This window comes from Plantactinospora sp. ZYX-F-223 (assembly GCF_039649625.1).
Taxonomy (GTDB): domain Bacteria; phylum Actinomycetota; class Actinomycetes; order Mycobacteriales; family Micromonosporaceae; genus Plantactinospora.
Genome location: NZ_JBDJAV010000035.1, coordinates 33,446 through 51,390, shown reverse-complemented (window position 1 = coordinate 51,390; position 17,945 = coordinate 33,446). Strand labels below are relative to the sequence as shown.

The 17,945-nt window shown below is 68.7% G+C and carries 15 protein-coding genes; 9 read left to right on the top strand and 6 right to left on the bottom strand.

The features are described from left to right. Positions 1-13: 13 nt before the first annotated feature. Positions 14-1,636, bottom strand: coding sequence for an ABC transporter substrate-binding protein (locus AAH979_RS30080; RefSeq protein ID WP_346261509.1), 1,623 nt, complete (start codon positions 1,634-1,636; stop codon positions 14-16). A 263-nt stretch (positions 1,637-1,899) separates the two neighbouring features. On the opposite strand from AAH979_RS30080, the gene AAH979_RS30075 reads away from it, so the two are divergent. Beyond that, the gene (locus AAH979_RS30075) at positions 1,900-2,673 is read left to right on the top strand and encodes an FCD domain-containing protein (RefSeq protein ID WP_346261508.1); all 774 of its coding nucleotides are present in this window, start codon (positions 1,900-1,902) and stop codon (positions 2,671-2,673) included. A 100-nt stretch (positions 2,674-2,773) separates the two neighbouring features. After that, positions 2,774-3,805 (top strand): hypothetical protein, encoded by a 1,032-nt coding sequence (locus AAH979_RS30070; protein ID WP_346261507.1) that lies wholly within the window; start codon positions 2,774-2,776, stop codon positions 3,803-3,805. A gap of 390 nt (positions 3,806-4,195) precedes the next feature. Here the strand turns inward: AAH979_RS30070 and AAH979_RS30065 are convergent, their stop codons facing one another. Then, the gene (locus AAH979_RS30065) at positions 4,196-5,401 is read right to left on the bottom strand and encodes a cellulase family glycosylhydrolase (protein WP_346261506.1); all 1,206 of its coding nucleotides are present in this window, start codon (positions 5,399-5,401) and stop codon (positions 4,196-4,198) included. 329 nt (positions 5,402-5,730) lie between these two features. Then, positions 5,731-7,146 (bottom strand): RICIN domain-containing protein, encoded by a 1,416-nt coding sequence (locus tag AAH979_RS30060; RefSeq protein WP_346261505.1) that lies wholly within the window; start codon positions 7,144-7,146, stop codon positions 5,731-5,733. A 563-nt stretch (positions 7,147-7,709) separates the two neighbouring features. Between AAH979_RS30060 and AAH979_RS30055 the strand changes: the two genes are divergently transcribed. Genes AAH979_RS30055 through AAH979_RS30035 form a run of 5 tightly spaced genes read left to right on the top strand, consistent with a single transcriptional unit; the run spans position 7,710 to position 10,605 of the window. After that, positions 7,710-8,129, top strand: coding sequence for a phage holin family protein (locus AAH979_RS30055; RefSeq protein ID WP_346261504.1), 420 nt, complete (start codon positions 7,710-7,712; stop codon positions 8,127-8,129). Further along, positions 8,126-8,578, top strand: coding sequence for a DUF3618 domain-containing protein (locus tag AAH979_RS30050; RefSeq protein WP_346261503.1), 453 nt, complete (start codon positions 8,126-8,128; stop codon positions 8,576-8,578). The genes AAH979_RS30055 and AAH979_RS30050 overlap by 4 nt, the downstream gene beginning before the upstream one ends. Positions 8,579-8,616: 38 nt before the next feature. After that, positions 8,617-9,678, top strand: coding sequence for a YihY/virulence factor BrkB family protein (locus tag AAH979_RS30045; protein WP_346261502.1), 1,062 nt, complete (start codon positions 8,617-8,619; stop codon positions 9,676-9,678). A 36-nt stretch (positions 9,679-9,714) separates the two neighbouring features. Continuing rightward, positions 9,715-10,227 carry an HAD domain-containing protein gene (locus tag AAH979_RS30040; protein WP_346261501.1) on the top strand — a complete coding sequence of 171 codons (513 nt, stop codon included), beginning with the start codon at positions 9,715-9,717 and terminating at the stop codon, positions 10,225-10,227. Between the two features lie 48 nt (positions 10,228-10,275). After that, positions 10,276-10,605 carry a hypothetical protein gene (locus tag AAH979_RS30035; RefSeq protein ID WP_346261500.1) on the top strand — a complete coding sequence of 110 codons (330 nt, stop codon included), beginning with the start codon at positions 10,276-10,278 and terminating at the stop codon, positions 10,603-10,605. Here AAH979_RS30035 and AAH979_RS30030 read toward each other — a convergent pair. Continuing rightward, positions 10,509-11,627, bottom strand: coding sequence for a radical SAM protein (locus AAH979_RS30030; protein ID WP_346261499.1), 1,119 nt, complete (start codon positions 11,625-11,627; stop codon positions 10,509-10,511). The genes AAH979_RS30035 and AAH979_RS30030 overlap by 97 nt on opposite strands. Positions 11,628-11,945: 318 nt before the next feature. On the opposite strand from AAH979_RS30030, the gene AAH979_RS30025 reads away from it, so the two are divergent. Then, complete coding sequence (locus tag AAH979_RS30025) at positions 11,946-13,073, top strand: ROK family protein (RefSeq protein WP_346261498.1); 1,128 nt, start codon at positions 11,946-11,948, stop codon at positions 13,071-13,073. Positions 13,074-13,296: 223 nt separating this feature from the next. Here AAH979_RS30025 and AAH979_RS30020 read toward each other — a convergent pair whose 3' ends face one another. Continuing rightward, a complete protein-coding gene (locus AAH979_RS30020) occupies positions 13,297-13,950 on the bottom strand; it encodes a DUF3159 domain-containing protein (RefSeq protein WP_346261497.1) in 654 nt (217 codons plus the stop codon). Positions 13,951-14,054: 104 nt separating this feature from the next. After that, complete coding sequence (locus tag AAH979_RS30015; protein WP_346261496.1) at positions 14,055-14,702, bottom strand: TetR family transcriptional regulator; 648 nt, start codon at positions 14,700-14,702, stop codon at positions 14,055-14,057. A gap of 204 nt (positions 14,703-14,906) precedes the next feature. On the opposite strand from AAH979_RS30015, the gene AAH979_RS30010 reads away from it, so the two are divergent. Then, positions 14,907-17,906 (top strand): family 16 glycoside hydrolase, encoded by a 3,000-nt coding sequence (locus AAH979_RS30010; RefSeq protein WP_346261495.1) that lies wholly within the window; start codon positions 14,907-14,909, stop codon positions 17,904-17,906. Positions 17,907-17,945 lie beyond the last annotated feature (39 nt).

The window sequence follows — 17,945 nt, the reverse complement described above, 5'->3', positions numbered from 1 at the left end:
GCGGCACTGGCGATCAGCGGCGCTGTGCCTGTAGCAGGTTGAACCCCGGGTACGGCTGCGGGCGGATCCCGGAGATCTTCTTCGGGTCCCACGCGGTCATCAGCTCGGTGTGCACCACCGGGTAGAGCACCGCCTGCTCGGCGACCATGTCCAGGTACTGGCGGGTCAGGGCGAGCTTCCTCGCCTCGTCCGGCTCCCGGATCGCCTGGTCCATCAGGTCGAAGATGCTCTTCGCCGCCGGGCTGGTGTCCCACCGGGTGTACTTCATCCAGGTGCCGCCCGAGGTGTAGTTGTAGCGCAGGATCAGGTCGGCGTCGATGCCGAACTGGTTGGGGTTGGAGGCGGCGGCGACCACCTGGTAGTCCTGCGACTGGTCCATCTTGGTGAACAGCGCGCTGGTGTCCTGCGGCTGGAGCGTCGTCTTGACCCCGATCGCGTTCCAGGAGTTCGCGACGGTCGGCAGGCAGTCGCTGATCCAGCTCACGTTGACCGCCATCAGGGTGACCGACAGGTTGGTGACGCCGGCGGCGGCAAGCAGCGACCTGGCCTTGTCCGGGTCGTAGTTGTAGACGGTCTTCGCCCTGGCGTAGGACGGGTTCTGCTCGTTGAGGAAGCTGGTGGCCGCCGTACCGTGCCCTTTGAGCGCGACCTCGATCATCTTGCCGGTGTCGATGGCGTAGAGCAGCGCCTGCCGCACCCGTACGTCGTCGAACGGCTTGGCGCCGGTGTTGAACATCAGGAACATGTGGTTCATGCCCTTGCCGCCCTCGACGGTCAGCCCGGAGTCCTTCAGTTGGGCGATGTTGGCGTAGGGGATGTTGTCGGCGATCTGCGCCTCGGCATGTGCGCCGGAGATCTTCGCGACCCTGGCGGCGGCATCCACGATGGACAGCCAGTTCATCTTCTTGAACTGGGCCTTGCGCGGGCCGTTGTAGTCGGCGAACGCCTCGAAGGTGGTGTTCGACTTCGGGTTGTGCGCGGTCATCCGGTACGGGCCGGAGCCGACCGCCTTGCCGCCCTTGGCCGCATCCCAGCCGCCGGGCGCACCGAAGACGTGCTTCGGCATGATCTTGGCGATGGCGAGGCGCTTGAGGGCGTCCGGGAAGGGAAAGTTGAAGACCACCTCGACGGTGGTGTCGTCAACCTTCCTGACCTCCTTGAGCCAGGCGCCGAAGAAGCTGTAGAGCAGCACCTTCGCCTGGGGGTCGAGGATCCGCTGGAAGGTGAAGACGACGTCGTCGACGGTGACCGGCTGCCCGTCGTGCCACTTCGCACCCTGACGCAGGGTGAGCTTCCACGAGGTCGCCGCCGGGTCGGCGGGCAACGCGGTGGCGAGCGCCGGGTACGGCTCACGGGTGATCGGGTCGGTCTCCACGAGACCCTCGTAGATGTGCCCGATCGCGGCCATGGAGAAGGCCGAGGCCGTCATGGTCGGGTCCCAGCTCTGGTCGTTGCCGTACCCGATCACGGCGGTGACCAGGTCTTTGTCGTTAGCGGCGCCGACCGAACCGGTCGAGGCGGGGCCGGACTCGCAGGCGGAGACAGTGGCCGCGATGGTCGCCGCCGCGCTTAGCGCTCCGCTGTAACGCAGGAAGTCGCGACGGCTGAAGACGGGCCGAGATACCGGGGCGCTCACGGTGCCTCCTACAAGGCGTCGGCAGTTATGTGTGCGATGGAAGTTGGACGTCCCACATCCCATGTTGGCATTAGACTGGAGGCTAGAGGTCGATCAGTGTGCGGGTCAAGAGAGGGTTACCTGGAGATGTCAGCACGGTTTCGCCATGATCGGCAGGCGGTCACAGCGGCGTCACGACCTGCCGCCGAACATCGTCGTAGGACGTCCAGTCCGGATACGGCCCCGATCCGCCAGGCCAGCCGGCGTCGCCTCGGCGGGACGCCATGACCGACCGCCCGACCCAGCGGGAGCGCGCCGCGCCCGACCGCCGGGCCCGACCCCGGCTGAGCCGCGCGGTCGAGGTCCAGGAGGCGGTCAAGGACCTCATCCTCGAACGCCGGCTCGCGGCCGGGGACCCGCTGCCCACCGAGTCGGAGCTGATGAAGGACCTGCGGATCAGCCGCAACTCCGTGCGGGAGGCACTCAAGGCGCTGCAGGCCGTCGGCATCGTGGACATCCGGCACGGCTTCGGGATGTTCGTCGGCCGGATGTCGCTCACCGGCTTCGTCGACGAACTGGCGTTCCACAGCCGGATCACCCTGCAGGACGGGCGCAACGACCTCGGCTATCTGACCGAGATCCGCGAGGTCCTGGAGAGCGGACTGGTCCAGCGGCTGATCGACCGGCCGCAGGAGCTCGATCTGGCGCCGGTCGCCGAGGTGACCGAGCGGATGGAGGCGGAGGCGCTGGCCGGCATCGTCTCGCCGGAGACGGACCGGCTCTTCCACGAACTGCTCTACCGGCCGCTGGGCAACCCGCTGGTCGGCCGCCTGCTCGGCGCGTTCTGGGAGGTCTTCTACCAGCTCCGCAGCGAGCTGGGGACCCCGGACGAGACGCCGGCCGACGTCGCACGCCGGCACCGCGACATCTACACCGCGATCGCCGCCGGGGACAAGGCGGCCGCCGTCGCCGCGATGCACGCCCACTTCGACGGGGTACGTGGCAAGCTCGCCCGCCTCAACCAGCCGACCGACGATCCGGTGGCTGAAGCTCAGTAAGCTCCGTTCCATGGGCCACGGTCAACCTCCGTCAGTACCGGCCGGGACGCCACCGGCGGGCCTGCCCGGCCCACCGCCCGGCAGGCGAAAGGTCGTCGCGGTGCTGGTGGCGGGCGGGCTGGCCCTGGCCGTTCTCTGCGGTGCCGGGATCGCGCTGCTGACCGTCGTCGTCCGTGACCGGATCTCCGACGTCCCGAGCGGCAGCACCACGATCACCGTGGAGGCGATCGCCCCCGTCGCCGACGACGCGCTCGAACGGACCAGGCGGGCACTCGCCGGCCGGGCCGAGGCCGCTGGGTTGGCCGATCCGTCGGTGCAGCGGTCCGGCGACCGCAGGATCGTGGTGCGGGTGGCCGGTGCCCACCAGGAGGAGAAACTGCGCGCCCTGGTGGCCGTCGGCGAACTCGAGTTCCGTCGCGTACTCGCCACCACCACGCAGCGACCCGACGCCTCGGCCGCCGGCACCCCGCCGGTGCCGGGCCCGCAGACCGCACCGCCGCCCAGCCGGGACCAGGTGATCACCAAGCTCGGTCGGGCGTACGAGGTCGCCCAGTCGCTCGTCCGGGATCGGCCCGCTCCGGAACAGATCGATCCGGTGACGCGGGAGGCGCTCACCCCGTTCGCGGCGCTCTCCGGCGCCGAGGTCGCGGTGCTGCCGCCCGAGGTGGGATATGTGGTGTCGACGGTGACCTGTGCGCAGTTGCTGGCTCGCCCGGTCGACGTGGTCACCGCGCCCGGCGAATGGACCGCCACCTGCGACCGGGCCGAACCGCCGAGCAGGTATCTGCTCGACTCCGCCGCTGTGTCGGCGGCGGACATCAGCAAGGCGACGGCGACCCTGGAGACACATGGTCAGTGGGTGGTGACGATCGGCTTCACCTCGGTCGGGCAGCAGCGGTTCACCGAGCTGACCAGGACGGCGTCAGGTGCCGGGGACGGCGCGAACCAGGTGGCCATCGTCGTGGACGACGTGGTGGTCTCCGCACCGACGATCCAGACCGTACTCACCGGCGACGCCCAGATCGTCGGGAACTTCACCCGGTCGACGGCGGAGGCGCTGGTGAGCCAACTGCGCTCGGGGCCGCTTCCCGTCGCGCTGAGGGTCGTCGACCTGACCAGCGATCCGGGCTAGCCAGCATGAGGTGGCCGGCTCCAGTTCCGCCCAGTAGCCGATCTCGTGGGTCTTCCACGCCGAGCCGGGGGAGCCACACCGGAAGGAGCCGGTCGCCACGGGGAACGACGAAGCCCTCCGGCACCGAGCACGAAGCCCGGCGCCGGGGGCGCGTCGTACCGCGGGCCCGCAATGAACCTTTTTCAACCTCCCCTTGCGGTCCGACGGACCGCAAGGTCGGACGCGGTGCGTAAGCGCCGCGCGGTCCAGGTTGAAAAGGTTCAATCAGGTGGAGGCGACCGTTGGACGGGCGGGCCTAACTGTTGCTGGGTGGTACCGGTGTTGCGAAGCCGCCGTCGGCGGCCATTCCGGGAGTGCTGGTTCGTTCAACAGGTGCGGCGTGGGGCCGATTCATAGTCCCCAGCCGTACCGGACGCGGTCACGGCCGGACGCATTGCGGACCGTCAGGTTGAGATTGGTGCCGCTGCCGCTCAGGGCGAACATCGAGTAATGGTCGTAGCCGAGGCTTCCGGTGGGCTTGCCGCCAAGCGCGGGCCAGTAGGTGCCGCCCATCTGATTGTCACGCATGACCTGTGTGATGGCGCGAATGTGACGCACGAAGTTGTCGGTGCTGCTCGTGTTGGCGTAGTCGAGGCCGGTGGACATCGGCGCGCCGTACTCGGTCACGACCGCGCGGGAGGCGCAGTTCCCGAGGCGGGTCTGAATGTGGCTTCGGAAGGCGTCGTACGTCATCGCGCTGTAGAAGAAGGCGTAGTGGTGGAAGGACAGCAACGTTCCGCTGAAGCGGCTGTCGTTGCAGACGTCCCGTAGGTCTTGGCTGTAGCCGGTGCCGCCGATGAGCGTCCGGCCGGGCACCGCCGAGTAGTGGTAGCTGAGCCAGTTCGCCGCGACGTTGCGCCAGTCCGCCGAGCTGTAGCCGTGGGGCTCGTTCATCGGCTCGAAGTAGACGTTGGTATTGGAGCCGTAGGTGCTGGTCACGCGGGACCACATCGTGTTCCACGCAGCGATGTTCGTGATCCTGCCGCCGGAGGCGGCGCCGTCCTCCCAATAGGCGAGGATGACCTTGAACCCGCGGGCGGTGGCGGCATCGATGGCGCCCCGGTAGTTGTTCCACCACGTCGTGCCGACGGTGTGGGTGTTGATGGGCAGCCGGACGGTGTTGACCCCCATCGCCGCCATGTCGTCGTAGAGGGCATTGGCCTTGGCGCGCACAGTCGCGTTGCTGTCGGACTGGCTCAGGCCTTGGACGACGAGTGGGCCGGTGCTGAAGTTGTCACCCAGCACGGCCCAGTTCATACCTCTGAACTGGTTGGTGGCCGCGCTGGCCGGTGATGCGCCGCTGACGGCGCCGACCGGAATCAGCGTCACCGCGGCCAGAGCGCCGATGAGGACGCGACCCAGTGAACCTTTTTCAACCTGGACCGCGCGGCGCTCACGCACCGCGTCCGACCTTGCGGTCCGCCGGACCGCAAGGGGAGGTTGAAAAAGGTTCAGTGATCGCCGACGGGACGTCGATACCTCATCATGTCGAGTGTTGTTCATGGTTTCGACCGATCTGATGGCCTGTTGGATCGCCAAGGTCTCGTCCTTCCTCACGGGGATCCTGTTGCCAAGTACGGCGGATCCGTGCCGTCCTGCTTGTGTGTGGCTGCCCGCTCGGTGTGCGCCGGTGCGCCGACTCGGACTGGCGGCGACCGTGCCGGCGGCCGCGACGCCCCAGCAACATGTGTTTAATCCAATGTGAACTGTCGCGCCATTTATCGAACCAACTCGGTCAGAAACAGACATAGACGAACACGCGAGGGGTGGGGCGATTCCCCGGCTTTACCTCAGGTCGCGGCCCCGTGGCAGTCGGCGTTGCGTTCGTGGCGCCCGTGGCGGCCAGGGTTCGTCGCCGTCGGCCACCCGGATCGCCCGTCCAGGGGTCACGACTGGGTGCGTGTCCATTGTTGGTTGGTGCCGTTGCCGCAGGTGTATTGGGTGATGTCGGTGCCGTCGGTGGTGCCGGCGCTGACCACGTCGAGGCATTTGCCGCTGTGTCGGGCTCGTAGTTGGTGGTAGCTGCCGGTGGTGATCCATTGCCACTGTTGGTTGGTGCCGTTGCCGCAGGTGTACTGGACGATGTTCGCGTTGTCGGCGGTGGAGGCGGAGGCGACGTCGAGGCATTTGCCGCTGTTTTGGTTGATGATCCGGTAGTAGCCGTTGCCGGCGTCCTGGAATTCCCATTTCTGGTTTCCGCCGCCGTTCCAGCCGTATTGTTTGACCTCTGCGCTGTTGGCGGTGGAGTTGCTTACCACGTCCATGACTTTGCCGCTGTGCCGGGCGGTGATGCGGTAGTAGGGCGGTGACTGGCCGGTGATGGTGCCGGTGTCGGTGTCGATGGTGATCGACGGGTACCAGGTGAGGCTCATGCTGGTGGTGGAGGGGAAGGTGATCGGTAGCCAGACGTACTGGGAGTCGTTGACCGGTCCGTTCCAGGCGCCGGCCCAGCGGTCGCCCATGTAGAGGTAGCTGGTGGTGGTGGTGCCTTGGATCGGGAGGACGAACGTCGGCTGGGATCGGAACGTGGTGGAGTCGCCGACGTTGGTCCAGCCGGTCCATGGGCCGGAGATGCTCGGCGCGGTGGCGTACCGGGCCTGGTTGGGGTTCCAGCCGGTGGCTGCTGAGGTGAGGAGGAAGTAGGTGTTGCCCCGCTTGAACATCGCGGGTGCTTCGCGGTGGGCGTCGTTCCAGAAGTTGCCGACCAGGGTGGACACGTTGAGGAAGTCGGCGGTGAGTCGGTAGATGTGTAGGTCGTAGTTTTCGTCGGCGGCGGAGATCATGTAGGCGGTGCCGTTGTCGTTGTAGAGGGTGATGTCTCGGGACATGTGTTGTCCGAGTGGTCGGAAGCTGCCGTGGTAGGTGTAGGTGCCGTCGATGGTGGTTGAGGAGGCGACGGCGGCGCGGGCTTCGCTGTAGTTGGATCCGTTCTCCTTGTGCATCCACATCACGTACCGGCCGGTGCTGGTGTTGTAGATGACTTTCGGTCGTTCGATGTTGGCGACCTGGAGTTCGGTTGCGGATGACTGGGTGAGGACGTTGTTGCGGAATTCCCAGTCGCGTAGGTTCGTGGAGCGGTAGACGGAGACCGCGCGGAAGGTGTTGTCCGGGTTGCGGTTTTCGCCGAACCAGTAGTAGTGGTTGCCGACCTTGAGTACGCCGCCGCCGTGGGCCTGTAGCGGGTTGCCGCCGGTGTCTGTGAACTGCGTGCCGTTGGTGATGGTGACCGGTGTCGCCTGGGCGGGCGTGCCTGTCCCGGTCACCACGGTCATGACCGCTGCGGCGGTGACGGCGAGTGACATCCCGAGCGATAGGAAACACCTGCTCCGTCTCACTTTGTGTCCCTTCTGTTTGGTTTCTGTGGTCGGGTGGCCGAGGGCCTTCTGGTGCCGTCCTGGCGCATCCCCGGCCCGGCCCTCCCGCGGTGGCACCGGCCCCCGGCTGGCTGCCCCTCCGGACCGCGGGTGTTGACGGTCCGGCAACACCTTGGTAATCGAGCGTGCACCGGCACACCAGATCCTGAACCGATTTATCCATGGAAGTTGATAAATGAACGTCGGTGGTTGCCGCGACGCGTGTTGCTGGTACTAGGATTCTTTGCCCAGCTCAGGGGCGTGGCTGGAGGTCCTCCAATAGATCACTGACTATGTCCTCCCTGGATGGTCGGCGTCGTTGCGGGCACGTGGCGGCGGTGTCAGCACGGCGCGCCGGCTCGCGGATCGGCCACCAAACCGACTCGGATCGTCCTCCGGGGACGGTCGTCTCGTCCGTCCGGGCCTGCGTCGCCCCGAACGACGGCGGCCCGTCGTTTTGAGCAGGACCTCGGTGGGGCATATCCGTCAGTCAGCGGAAGGGAGCGGACGAGATGAGTGACCTCACCCGGGACGGCCCGGCTGGTCCCGCGCAGGCGTCGACCGCCGAACTGGTCCGCCAAGCCGCCGAGCAGATCTCGCGCCTGGTCCGGGACGAGCTGGCGCTGGCCAAGGCGGAGATGACCGAGAAGGGTCAGAGAGCGGGCCTCGGTGCCGGCCTGTTCGGCGGCGGCGGGCTGGTCGCCCTGTACGGGGTGGCGGCGCTCCTGGCCAGCGTCATCCTCGCGACGGCCGAGGCGATGCCCGGCTGGCTGGCCGCGTTGATCGTGTCCGTGGTGCTCTTCGCCGCTGCCGCCGGGCTGGCCCTCGTGGGCCGCCGGCAGGTGCGGCAGGCCAGCCCACCGGTCCCCGAGGAAGCGGTCCGCAGCGTCAGGGCCGACATCGATGAGATGAAGGAGAGGGCACACCCATGAGCACGAGTACCGGTAAGAGCGGGCATACCCGCACCACGGCCACAGGCGTGCCGGATGTACCGCCGACGGACGACCCGGACGTGATCCGTGCCGACATCGCCCAGACCCGGGCCGAGCTGGGCGACACCGTCGAGCATCTGGCGGAGCGGGCGGACGTCAAGACCCGTGCCAAGGAAAAGGTCGCCGAGGTCAAGGGCCAAGCCGGGCAGGTCAAGGACCGAGCGGCGGATACCGCCCAGGCGGCCGTGGCGGGCGCGAAGGACGCCGTCCAGGTCACCGCCGTGCGGGCTAAGGAGGCCACCCGGCGCACCGTCGGAAAGGCGCGACAGCGGCCGGCGCAGTACGTCGGCGTGCTGGCCGGGCTCGTCACCGCCCTGGCAGCGGTGCTGCTGGTGCGCCGCCGCCGCGCGGCCAAGGGTGCCCGGCTGCGGCGGTGGTGGTCGCGGTAGAGGCAGGCCGCTACGAGACCTGAGAGGCAGGCTCCGCGATGGTGGACAACAGCACCGACCGCGCCTATCGCGACCACCAGACCGCCGACGGCGAACCGACCGGCGGGGGTCGGGGCGCGTCGGCGCCGCAGGCCGGCTCGCACGGGGCGGGACAGGCTCCGGACCAGCCCACCAAGCTCGGTGTACGGGGCTGGTGGGGCGTCCTGCGGCGTACCGTGCGCGAGTTCGGCGACGATCGCCTGACCGACTGGGCCGCCGCGCTCACCTACTACGCGGTGCTGTCGATCTTCCCCGGCCTGCTGGTCCTGGTCTCGGTGCTCGGCCTGATCGGCGACTCGGTACTTCAACCGCTGATCGACGACATGGGCAGGATCGCGCCCGGCCCGGTCGGCGAGATCCTGAAGACCGGGGCGCGCAACCTCATCGAGGCGCAGGGCACGGCCGGACTGTTCGCCGTCATCGGCCTGGTCGTCGCGCTGTGGTCCGCGTCCGGGTACATCGCCGCGTTCATGCGCGCGTCCAACGCCATCTACGACGTACCCGAGGGCCGCCCGATCTGGAAGACCCTGCCGATCCGGGTCGCGGTCACCATCGTGGTCGGGATCCTGCTGGCGGTCAGCGCTCTGACGGTCGTCTTCACCGGCAAGCTCGCCGAGTGGGTCGGTGACGCCCTGGGCGCGGGCTCGGCGCTGATCACCGGCTGGAACGTCGCCAAATGGCCGATCCTGGTGGTGCTGGTCAGCCTGATGTTCGCCATCCTGTACTGGGCCGCGCCCAACGCCCGCCAAGGCGGCTTCCGGTGGATCACCCCCGGCGGGCTGGTGGCCGTCGTCGTCTGGATCATCGCCTCGGCCGGGTTCGCGTTCTACGTCGCCAACTTCGGCACCTACAACAAGACCTACGGCACCCTGGGTGGCGTCGTCATCTTCTTCGTCTGGCTGTGGATTTCCAACCTGGCGGTGCTGCTCGGCGCCGAATTCGACGCCGAACTGCACCGTGGCCGCGCCATTGCCGGCGGGCACCCTGAGGACGAGGAGCCGTTCGTCGAACTCCGCGACACCAGGAAGATCAAGAAAGGCAGAGACAGGGGTCTGGCCTGATCGGCCGGCGTTGAGTGGTGGTTGTAGGTTCACCCCATGGTGTCGAGCCCGGCGCACCGTCCGTTGATCTTTCTCGACGTGGACGGACCACTGATCCCGTTGGTCGCACGGCCCGCCAACCCTGGACGTCCCGCACGCCCCGCCGGGTCGAGTCCACCCGACACAACGGGGAACCCGCTCCTTGACCGGCTCCGTCCGGAGGATGGGCGGATGCTCCTGGAGTTGGGATGCCAGCTGGTCTGGGCGACGACGTGGATGGCGGACGCCAACGACGTCATCTCGCCGCGGATCGGTCTCCCGGAACTGCCGGTCGTGGACTGGCCCGACTCGGACGACGAGCCGCGGGCCGGCCTGCACTGGAAGACGATGTACCTGACCCGGTGGGCAGCCGGACGTCCGTTCGTCTGGCTGGACGACGAGATAACCGACGCCGACCGGAGATGGGTCTCGACCGAGCATCCATCGCGGGCCCTGCTGCATCGCATCGACCCCTACATCGGCTTGACCGGGGCAGACCTCGCACTGGTTCGCCGATGGCTCGCGGAGTGACGACAGACCTTCGGTTTCGTCCTGGCAGGCCATGGGAACGAGGTAGGCATGCATCCGCACCAGCCGGCCGTGCCCGGCATGCCGACCGAGCCGCTGCCCATCGCCCAGGTCAACCCGGGAATGTCGGTGGTGGACGCCGCAGGCGAAGCCGTCGGGACGGTCTCCGCCGTGCAGCAGCCCGGCACCGACGTGCGGCCGGATGCGCCAGCCGGCGAGGCGGAACGCCTGATGGCGACCGGATATCTGCGGGTCGATGTCGCCGGGCTGATGGCCGGTGACGCCTACCTCGGCGGCGACCAGGTTGCCCACGTGTCGGAGGCCGATCCGGGCATGGTGACGCTAACGGTACTGCGCGGTGCACTGGCTCGGGCAACCTGACGTCCGAGGTCAGAACGTGTGCCGGTAGAGGGAGCAACCCGGCACACGTCGGGTGGGTCGTCGCCGGAGAGACGCCGGCGGAACTCGCGGTACGCATCGCCGTACCAGATCTGGGAGAAGCTCTGCTCGGCCAACCGTCCCAGCGACACCCGGTCGTCGCCCATCACCATGCAACAGGGCTGTAGCACGCCGGTGCTGGTGACGTAGGCCGCCTCCCAGGGCCAGGAGCAGCCCCGGCCGTCGGGCACCCCGGTCACCGGTGGCGTGCCCGGGCGCGGCAGACGCAACCGTACCCGGTGGTCCCGCGCCACCCGCCTCGCCTCGTCGAAGACGGCGGCCGCCCGGTCGCCGTCCTGCCCGGTCCACAGCGCCTGCTCCGCGGTGAACCGGCGGATCTCGTGGTAGCGGCCGGTCGGGTCGGTGTCCGAGAAGCTGTGCGAGAGGTTCTGCACGTGCAACTCGTCCACGCCGAGGCGGCCGAGCAGGCGCACCAGGTCGGGTAGTTCGGCGACGTTGTCGCGCATCGCGACGAAGACCACCCGGACCCACGGGGTGCTGCTGCCGGCAGCGCGTCTGGCCCGGACGAGCCCGGCGAGGTTCGAGACGACGGTGTCGAAGTCAGCCGTGTCGCGGACCGCATGGTAGGTGGTTGCCGATGCGCCGTCGAGCGAGACATGGAGCCAGTCGACCCCGCTGTCCACCAGCTCTTCGGCCCGGTGGCGGTTGAGCAGGGTGGCGTTGGTGTTGAACCCGACGACGATCCGCCGAGCGACCGCCGCCGTGATCATCTCCATCAGGTACGGCGACAGGAGCGGCTCGCCGAGTCCCTGGAGGGTCAGCCGGTTCAGAGTGGGCACCTGGTCCAGGATCCGGTGGAACAGCTCCGGCCGCATGGCACCGGCGAGCTTGTTCACCGGCGGCCGGTACCGCACCAGGCACATGACGCAGCGCAGGTTGCATGCCGAGGTGATCTCGAGCTGCACGTGCGCCGGCAACGGCGGGTGCAGAGCGTCGGCCGGCATGTTCTCCGATGCCCCAGATCCATCCGAGCAAACCTGCCTGCCCCGCGCACGGTCGAGCATGATCGCGCTCGGACGGCCAGTGCGGCGGTTGGGTCGATCTTCGGCGGCATGACCAGCACTGAACCTTTTCAACCTGAACCGCGCGGCGCTCGCGCACCGCGTCTGACCTTGCGGTCCACCGCACCGCAAGGGGAGGTTGAAAAAGGTTCACTCTGTGTGGTGGTGGCGATCCGAGACGTACGGGAGTCGGAACCGGTGTGACTGGCCGGAGCGCCGGGGTAGGGGTATCCGGAAAGACCGATGAGAGAAGAGGTTGTCATGGATGTGCAGTTCCTGCGTCCGCTCTTCGACCGCCGGGGACCGTGGGCGTCCGTCTACCTGGACGCGACCCGGTCCGTCGAGAACGCCGACCGCCAGGTCGATCTGCGGTGGCGCGCGCTCCGCGACCGGCTGGCTGGTCAGGGCGCCGACGAGGGCACCCTGAACGCCATCGACAGCGCCCTCCGGGACCAGCCGTACCAACCCGGCCAGTACGGGTTGGCGGTGTTCGCCCAGGCCGGCGAGATTGTCATGGTCGAGCCGCTGCCGGCACCTCCGCCCAGCGACGAGGCCCGTTACGAGGCGCTGCCCCACGCGATGCCGCTGCTCGCCCAGCGGGGCGAGGAGGTGTCCTACGTCCGGGTGCTCGCCGACCGTACCGGTGCTGACCTTGAGGGGCTCGCGGTCGGCAGGGCGCCTCGGCGCCGTACCGTCGAGGGCGGCGAAGATTTTCCACTGCGCAAGGTGCGGGTCGGCGGGTGGTCGCACCGCCGGTACCAACGGGCTGCCGAGGAGTCCTGGGAGCGCAACGCGGGGGACATGGCCGCCGCCGCGGTCGACCTGGCCGAGTCCGTCGGTGCCGAGGTGATCGTCCTCGGCGGGGACGTGCGGGCAGTGCAGACGTTCGTCGAACAACTACCCAGGCGCTGGCAGGACAGGGTGGTACGGACCGACGCCGGCTCGCGGCGTGCCGGAGCCGACCACGACGCCCTGGACGACGTGACGGTCCAGGCCATCGCAGACGTGGCGGCTCGCCATGTCCGGGAGACGATCGACCGGTATCGGGCCCAACGCGGTGACCACGCCGCGGCCACCGGCCTCGTCGACCTGGTCTCCACGCTCCAGCGCGGACAGGTCGACACCGTACTGCTGGTCAACGACTCGTCCTCCACGGACACCCTCTGGATCGGCCCTGACGACCCGAGCCTGATCGCGGTGGACGAGGAGACGCTGCGCGACGCCGGCGTCCAGGAACCGCAGAAGGTACGCGCAGACGCCGCGCTGCTGCGGGCGATCGTCGGCACCGGAGCCCGTCTCGTCCTGGTCGGTCCCGGCGAGGCCCCGCTGGAACACGGCGTCGGCGCTGTCCTGCGCTACGCCGACGCCAGCACCGCCGCCTCCTCGTGAGATCCGGCCTCCTCCGGCGGCGGCCGGATCCCACAGCCGGCCGCCGCCGCGAACTCCTGCCCCGGTGTCAGGCGAACGGCCCGGTGCGGCCGCCGAGGTGCGGGTGGAGCGGCTCGCCGGGCTGGGAGGTTCCAGCGCTGGACCGGGTGCTGCTGCCGCGCGTCGGCCCTGGACGACGTGCTGGCGTGCGCCTACGTGCCACCGGGGCGGGCCGGTCGCCGGGTCAACGACTACGGCAGTAGCCGAGGCGGTGGTCCGCGTGGCGTGTGGCCCAGACGACGACGACCAGCGCCACCGCCCATAGTGGATAGTTCATCGCGATCTTCGAGGCCGTCAGCCAGCCGACCTCGTTCTGCGCGTAGAGCCGCTGCAACACGATGAACCGGGCCGCGAACACGGCCGCGAGCACAGCGGTGGCGATGTCGTACCGTCGCAGCGACGGACGGTCCCGGCGCCACCACAAGCCGACCCCCTGCGTGGCGCTCCAGAGCACGCCGACCAGCGGCCGGCGTAGCACGATCGAGATGACCAGGGCGACGGACGCCAGGAAGTACCACCAGATGTCGGCCAGGAAGAAGTCCCGAGCCTCTCCGCTGCGTGCGGCGAGGATCCCGGAGATCGCCACGCCGACGAACCCGCCGAATGCCGGACGCAGCGGCTGGCGACGCAGCACACGCACCAGGGTGACGAGCACACCGGTGCCGACGGCGATGGCTATCGCCGGGTACAGGCCCCACCACGAGTTGCTGATCACCAGCACCGTGGGTGGCAGGGACGACTGGATCAGCCCGGTCAGGCCGCCGGTACGCTCCCACACCGTTGTCGCCGCCGCCTTCTGAGCGGGGCGGTCGCTGTCTGTGTTGTTGTCGGACGGCATCGGGCTCCCCTTCCCTGAGCCTTTTTCCACCTCCCCTTGCGGTCCGACGGGCCGCAAGGTCGGACGCGGTGCGTAGGCGCCGCGCGGTCCAGGTCGAAAAAGGTTCACTGTGGATGTGTCTGACTCGCGGCTGCGGCGCGATTTCCCTGCTCGATCGACCGCCTCGCCCGTGCCGGGTCGTCCCCGTAGCCGATCAGCAGCCGGAAGGTCATGTCGTCGAGGACGAACCGCGCCTGCTCGTCCGGCAGGAGCTCGGCGACCGTCATGGTGACCATGCCGTGTCGCATGCTCCATATCTGGGCCGCCCAGACCGGGACCAGGGACGCATGCGCGGCCGGGAAGCGACCAGCGGTTACGCATCGGCGTATCACCGCGACCAGCCGCTCGTAGGTCGCGGCGCCGAGGTTGTCGTCCTCCGGTGGGGGGTCGAGGAACATCGCCCGGTACAGGTGATGGTTTGCCACGCCGCTGGCGAAGAAGACCGCGCCGGCCGCGACGAGGTCGGCGACCGGGTCGTCCGAGGCCGGCACCGCGTCGAGTCGCGCGTCGAGGCGGCCGAACGCCTCCTCCCGGACCGCCCGCCGAACCTCGGCCATGCTCTGGAACCGGCTGAAGACGGCCATCGTCGAGGAGCCGATCTCCGCCGCCAACCGGCGGCTGGTCAGCGCGGCGGGACCCTCCTGGGCCAGCACCCGCGCGGCCGCTTCGACCAGCATCGTACGCACCCTGGGATCGGCCGGTCGAGGACTCATGCCGGCAGCATACCATTGTTATATAACGTCGGTACAAGAACCTTGGGGCGACTTTTACTCATTCCTCCGAAAGTTTCGATGACTTGATCCAAAGTGGTACGGTCATCGACCTATCTTTTGTGCTGCGAGATCGATCCGACCGGTTCATCGGAAGGAAGCTGCCCGACCGCTGTCCTACCGGATCCGCACCCATCAGGAGGAACCGTGACCGCACCGAACCGACGGCACCCGCGCGGTCGAGCCGCGCTCGCGGGTGCCGCTCTGGCGATCCTTTCTGCCGCCGCCACCGTCACCCCGGCCATGGCCGCGCCCGTCGCCGCCGACATCCCGCCACAGGAACCCGGCGTCACCCTGCGCTCCTTCGACATGGGCGTCCCGCTGTCGGCGCTGTGCACCCTCAAACCGGCCCAGACCCCGAACGTCGACAAGCTCATGCCGCAGATCAACTGGTCCACCACCGACGAGTTCGGCCTCTCCGACCGGTTCATCAGTCATGCCGTCGCCAACCTCGCCGCGCCCGTCGACGGCAGCTACACGTTCCGGCTCACCAGTGACGACGGATCACGGCTGACCATCGGCAACCAGGTTGTCATCGACCACGACGGTCTGCACGGCGAGACCTCCGCGGAAGGGTCCGTCACCCTGAGCGCCGGCCTGCACCCGTTGTTCGTCGAGTTCTTCGACAACGGCGGCGGCCAGGTACTGCGGCTCGAGTGGCGCGTCCCCGGCACCGACCACTTCGAGCTCGTGCCGACCTCCGCGCTGAGCACCGACGCGGGCGTCGTGCGTGTCACGGCGCCGGGGTGGAAGTACTGCGAGGGCGCCACCGACTCGGCCGGCGACGGCCTGCCCCTCGACCGGGTGCACCCCGGCTACACCCTTACCGACCTGCGTCCACAGGGGGTCCAGCCACAGGTCACCGGCATGGCCTTCATGCCCGACGGCGACCTGGTGATCTCGACCTGGGGCGGCACCGACAACGCGACCGGCGAGGTCTACGTGGTCGAGGGCGCCACCGGCCGGACCGGCCCCGAGCAGGTGACCTACCGCAAGTTCGCGGAAGGGCTGCGCGAACCCCAGGGCGTTGCCGTGGTCGGCGGCACGGTGTACGTCAGCCAGAAGCACGAGCTGACGGCCCTGCGCGACACCGACGGCGACGGCGCCGCGGACAGCCGCCGGACGGTCGCCACCTGGCCGTGGGGCGGCAACTTCCACGAGTTCGCGTTCGGCCTGCTCTATCGGGACGGATACTTCTACCTCAACCTGTCGGTCGCCATCAACCTGGGTGGCGCCACCACGGTTCCTCAGCCCGCGCCGAACCGGGGTACCTCGATCAAGGTGAACGCCAGGACCGGGAAGATCACGTACGTCGCCGGAGGGCTGCGTACCCCCAACGGAATCGGCTGGGGCCCCCGGGGCGAGGTCTTCGTCACCGACAACCAGGGAGGCTGGCTACCCGCGTCCAAGCTGGTCGAGATCAAGCCGGGCGGGTTCTACAACCACTACACCACCCCGGCCGGCCCGTTCGACGACGAGCCGGTGACGCGTCCCATCGTCTGGCTTCCGCAGAACGAGATCGCCAACTCGCCATCCACCCCGGTGCTGCTGCGGCAGGGGCCGTACCAGGGGCAGCTGGTCGTCGGCGACGTGACCTACGGCGGCCTGCAGCGCGTGTTCCTCGAGAAGATCGAGGGCCAGTACCAGGGCGCGGTGTTCCGGCACACGCAGGGCTTGGAGTCCGGCGTCAACGAGGTGGCCCTCGGCCCCGACGGCGCGATCTACGTGGGCGGCCTGGGCGCCGGCGGCAACTGGGGCCAGGAGGGCAAGCTCACCTACGGCCTGCAGAAGCTGACGCCCAACCGCAGCTCGGTGTTCGAGGTCAAGCAGATGCGCGCGTCGCATGTCGGGTTCGAGCTGGAGTACACCGAGCCGCTGTCGACCGAGACCGCGCAGGAACTCGCGGATGCCTACCAGGTGACGCAGTGGCGCTACGGTGCGACGAGCCAGTACGGCGGGCCCAAGCTGGAGCTGGAGACGCTCGACGTCACCAGGGCCGAGCTGTCGCGGGACCGCCGTACCGTCAAGCTCAAGATCCCGGGCCTGAAGGAGAACCGCGTGGTGCACGTGCGCTCACCTCGCCCGTTCAGCTCGGCCGACGGCGAGGAGCTGTGGAACACTGAGGCCTGGTACACGCTCAACGAGATTCCGGGTCGCGTGGTGCAGCCGCAGACGTTCTTCGAGGCCGAGGAGGGCCGGACCGCCGGTGTCGGCATGGCGACCGACCACGCCGGCTACTCCGGTGCGGGCTTCGCCGCCGGGTTCGCCCAGGACGGCTCGTCGACCAGGATCGCCGTCGACGTCCGGGCGAGCGGGACGTACGACCTGGCGATGCGCTACAGCAACGGCCCGAACCCCTACTCCGGCGAGAAGCAGCTCAGTCTGTACGTCAACGGCGAACGGGTGGAGCAGACGGTCTTTCCCTCCACCGTGACCTGGAAGGAGTGGGGCACGGTCACCACGAGCGTGCGCCTGGGCAAGGGCCGTAACGTGATCGAATACCGTAAGGAGGCCACGGACTCCGGACACGTGAACCTCGACGTGCTCGCCGTCCGGCCGCACGGCAAGCGCATCACCTTGTTCAACGGCCGTGAGCTCACCGAATGGCAGCACAGCGACGGGCGTGAACCAGAGTGGACGGTCGCCGACGGTGCCATGACGGTGCGCAACGGAGACCTGCGTACGGTGCAGGCATTCGGCGACTTCCGCCTGCACGTCGAGTTCAACCTGCCGCTGTACCCGCCGGACGTGACCGGCCAGGCGCGCGCCAACAGCGGCGTGTACCTGCAGGACCGCTACGAGATCCAGGTGCTGGACTCGTTCGGCATCGACCCGCCGCAGACCAACGACTCCGCAGCCATATACCTGCAGAAGGCTCCCGACGTGAACGCGGCGCTGCCGCCCCAGCGCTGGCAGACGTACGACATCGTCTACCGGCAGGCCCGCTACGACGCGGCCGGCAACAAGGTCGAGAACGCGCGCGTCACCCTGGTCTGGAACGGTGTCACGGTGCACGACGACGTCGAGATCCTCGGCCCCACCGGCGGCAGCCGGCCCGAGGGTCCGGCCTCGGGCGCCATCCGGCTGCAGGACCACGGCAACCCGGTCCAGTACCGCAACATCTGGGTCGAGCCGCTCGACCAGTAGCAACGCCTGCGGCCACAACGTGGGCGGCCGGGACTGGTT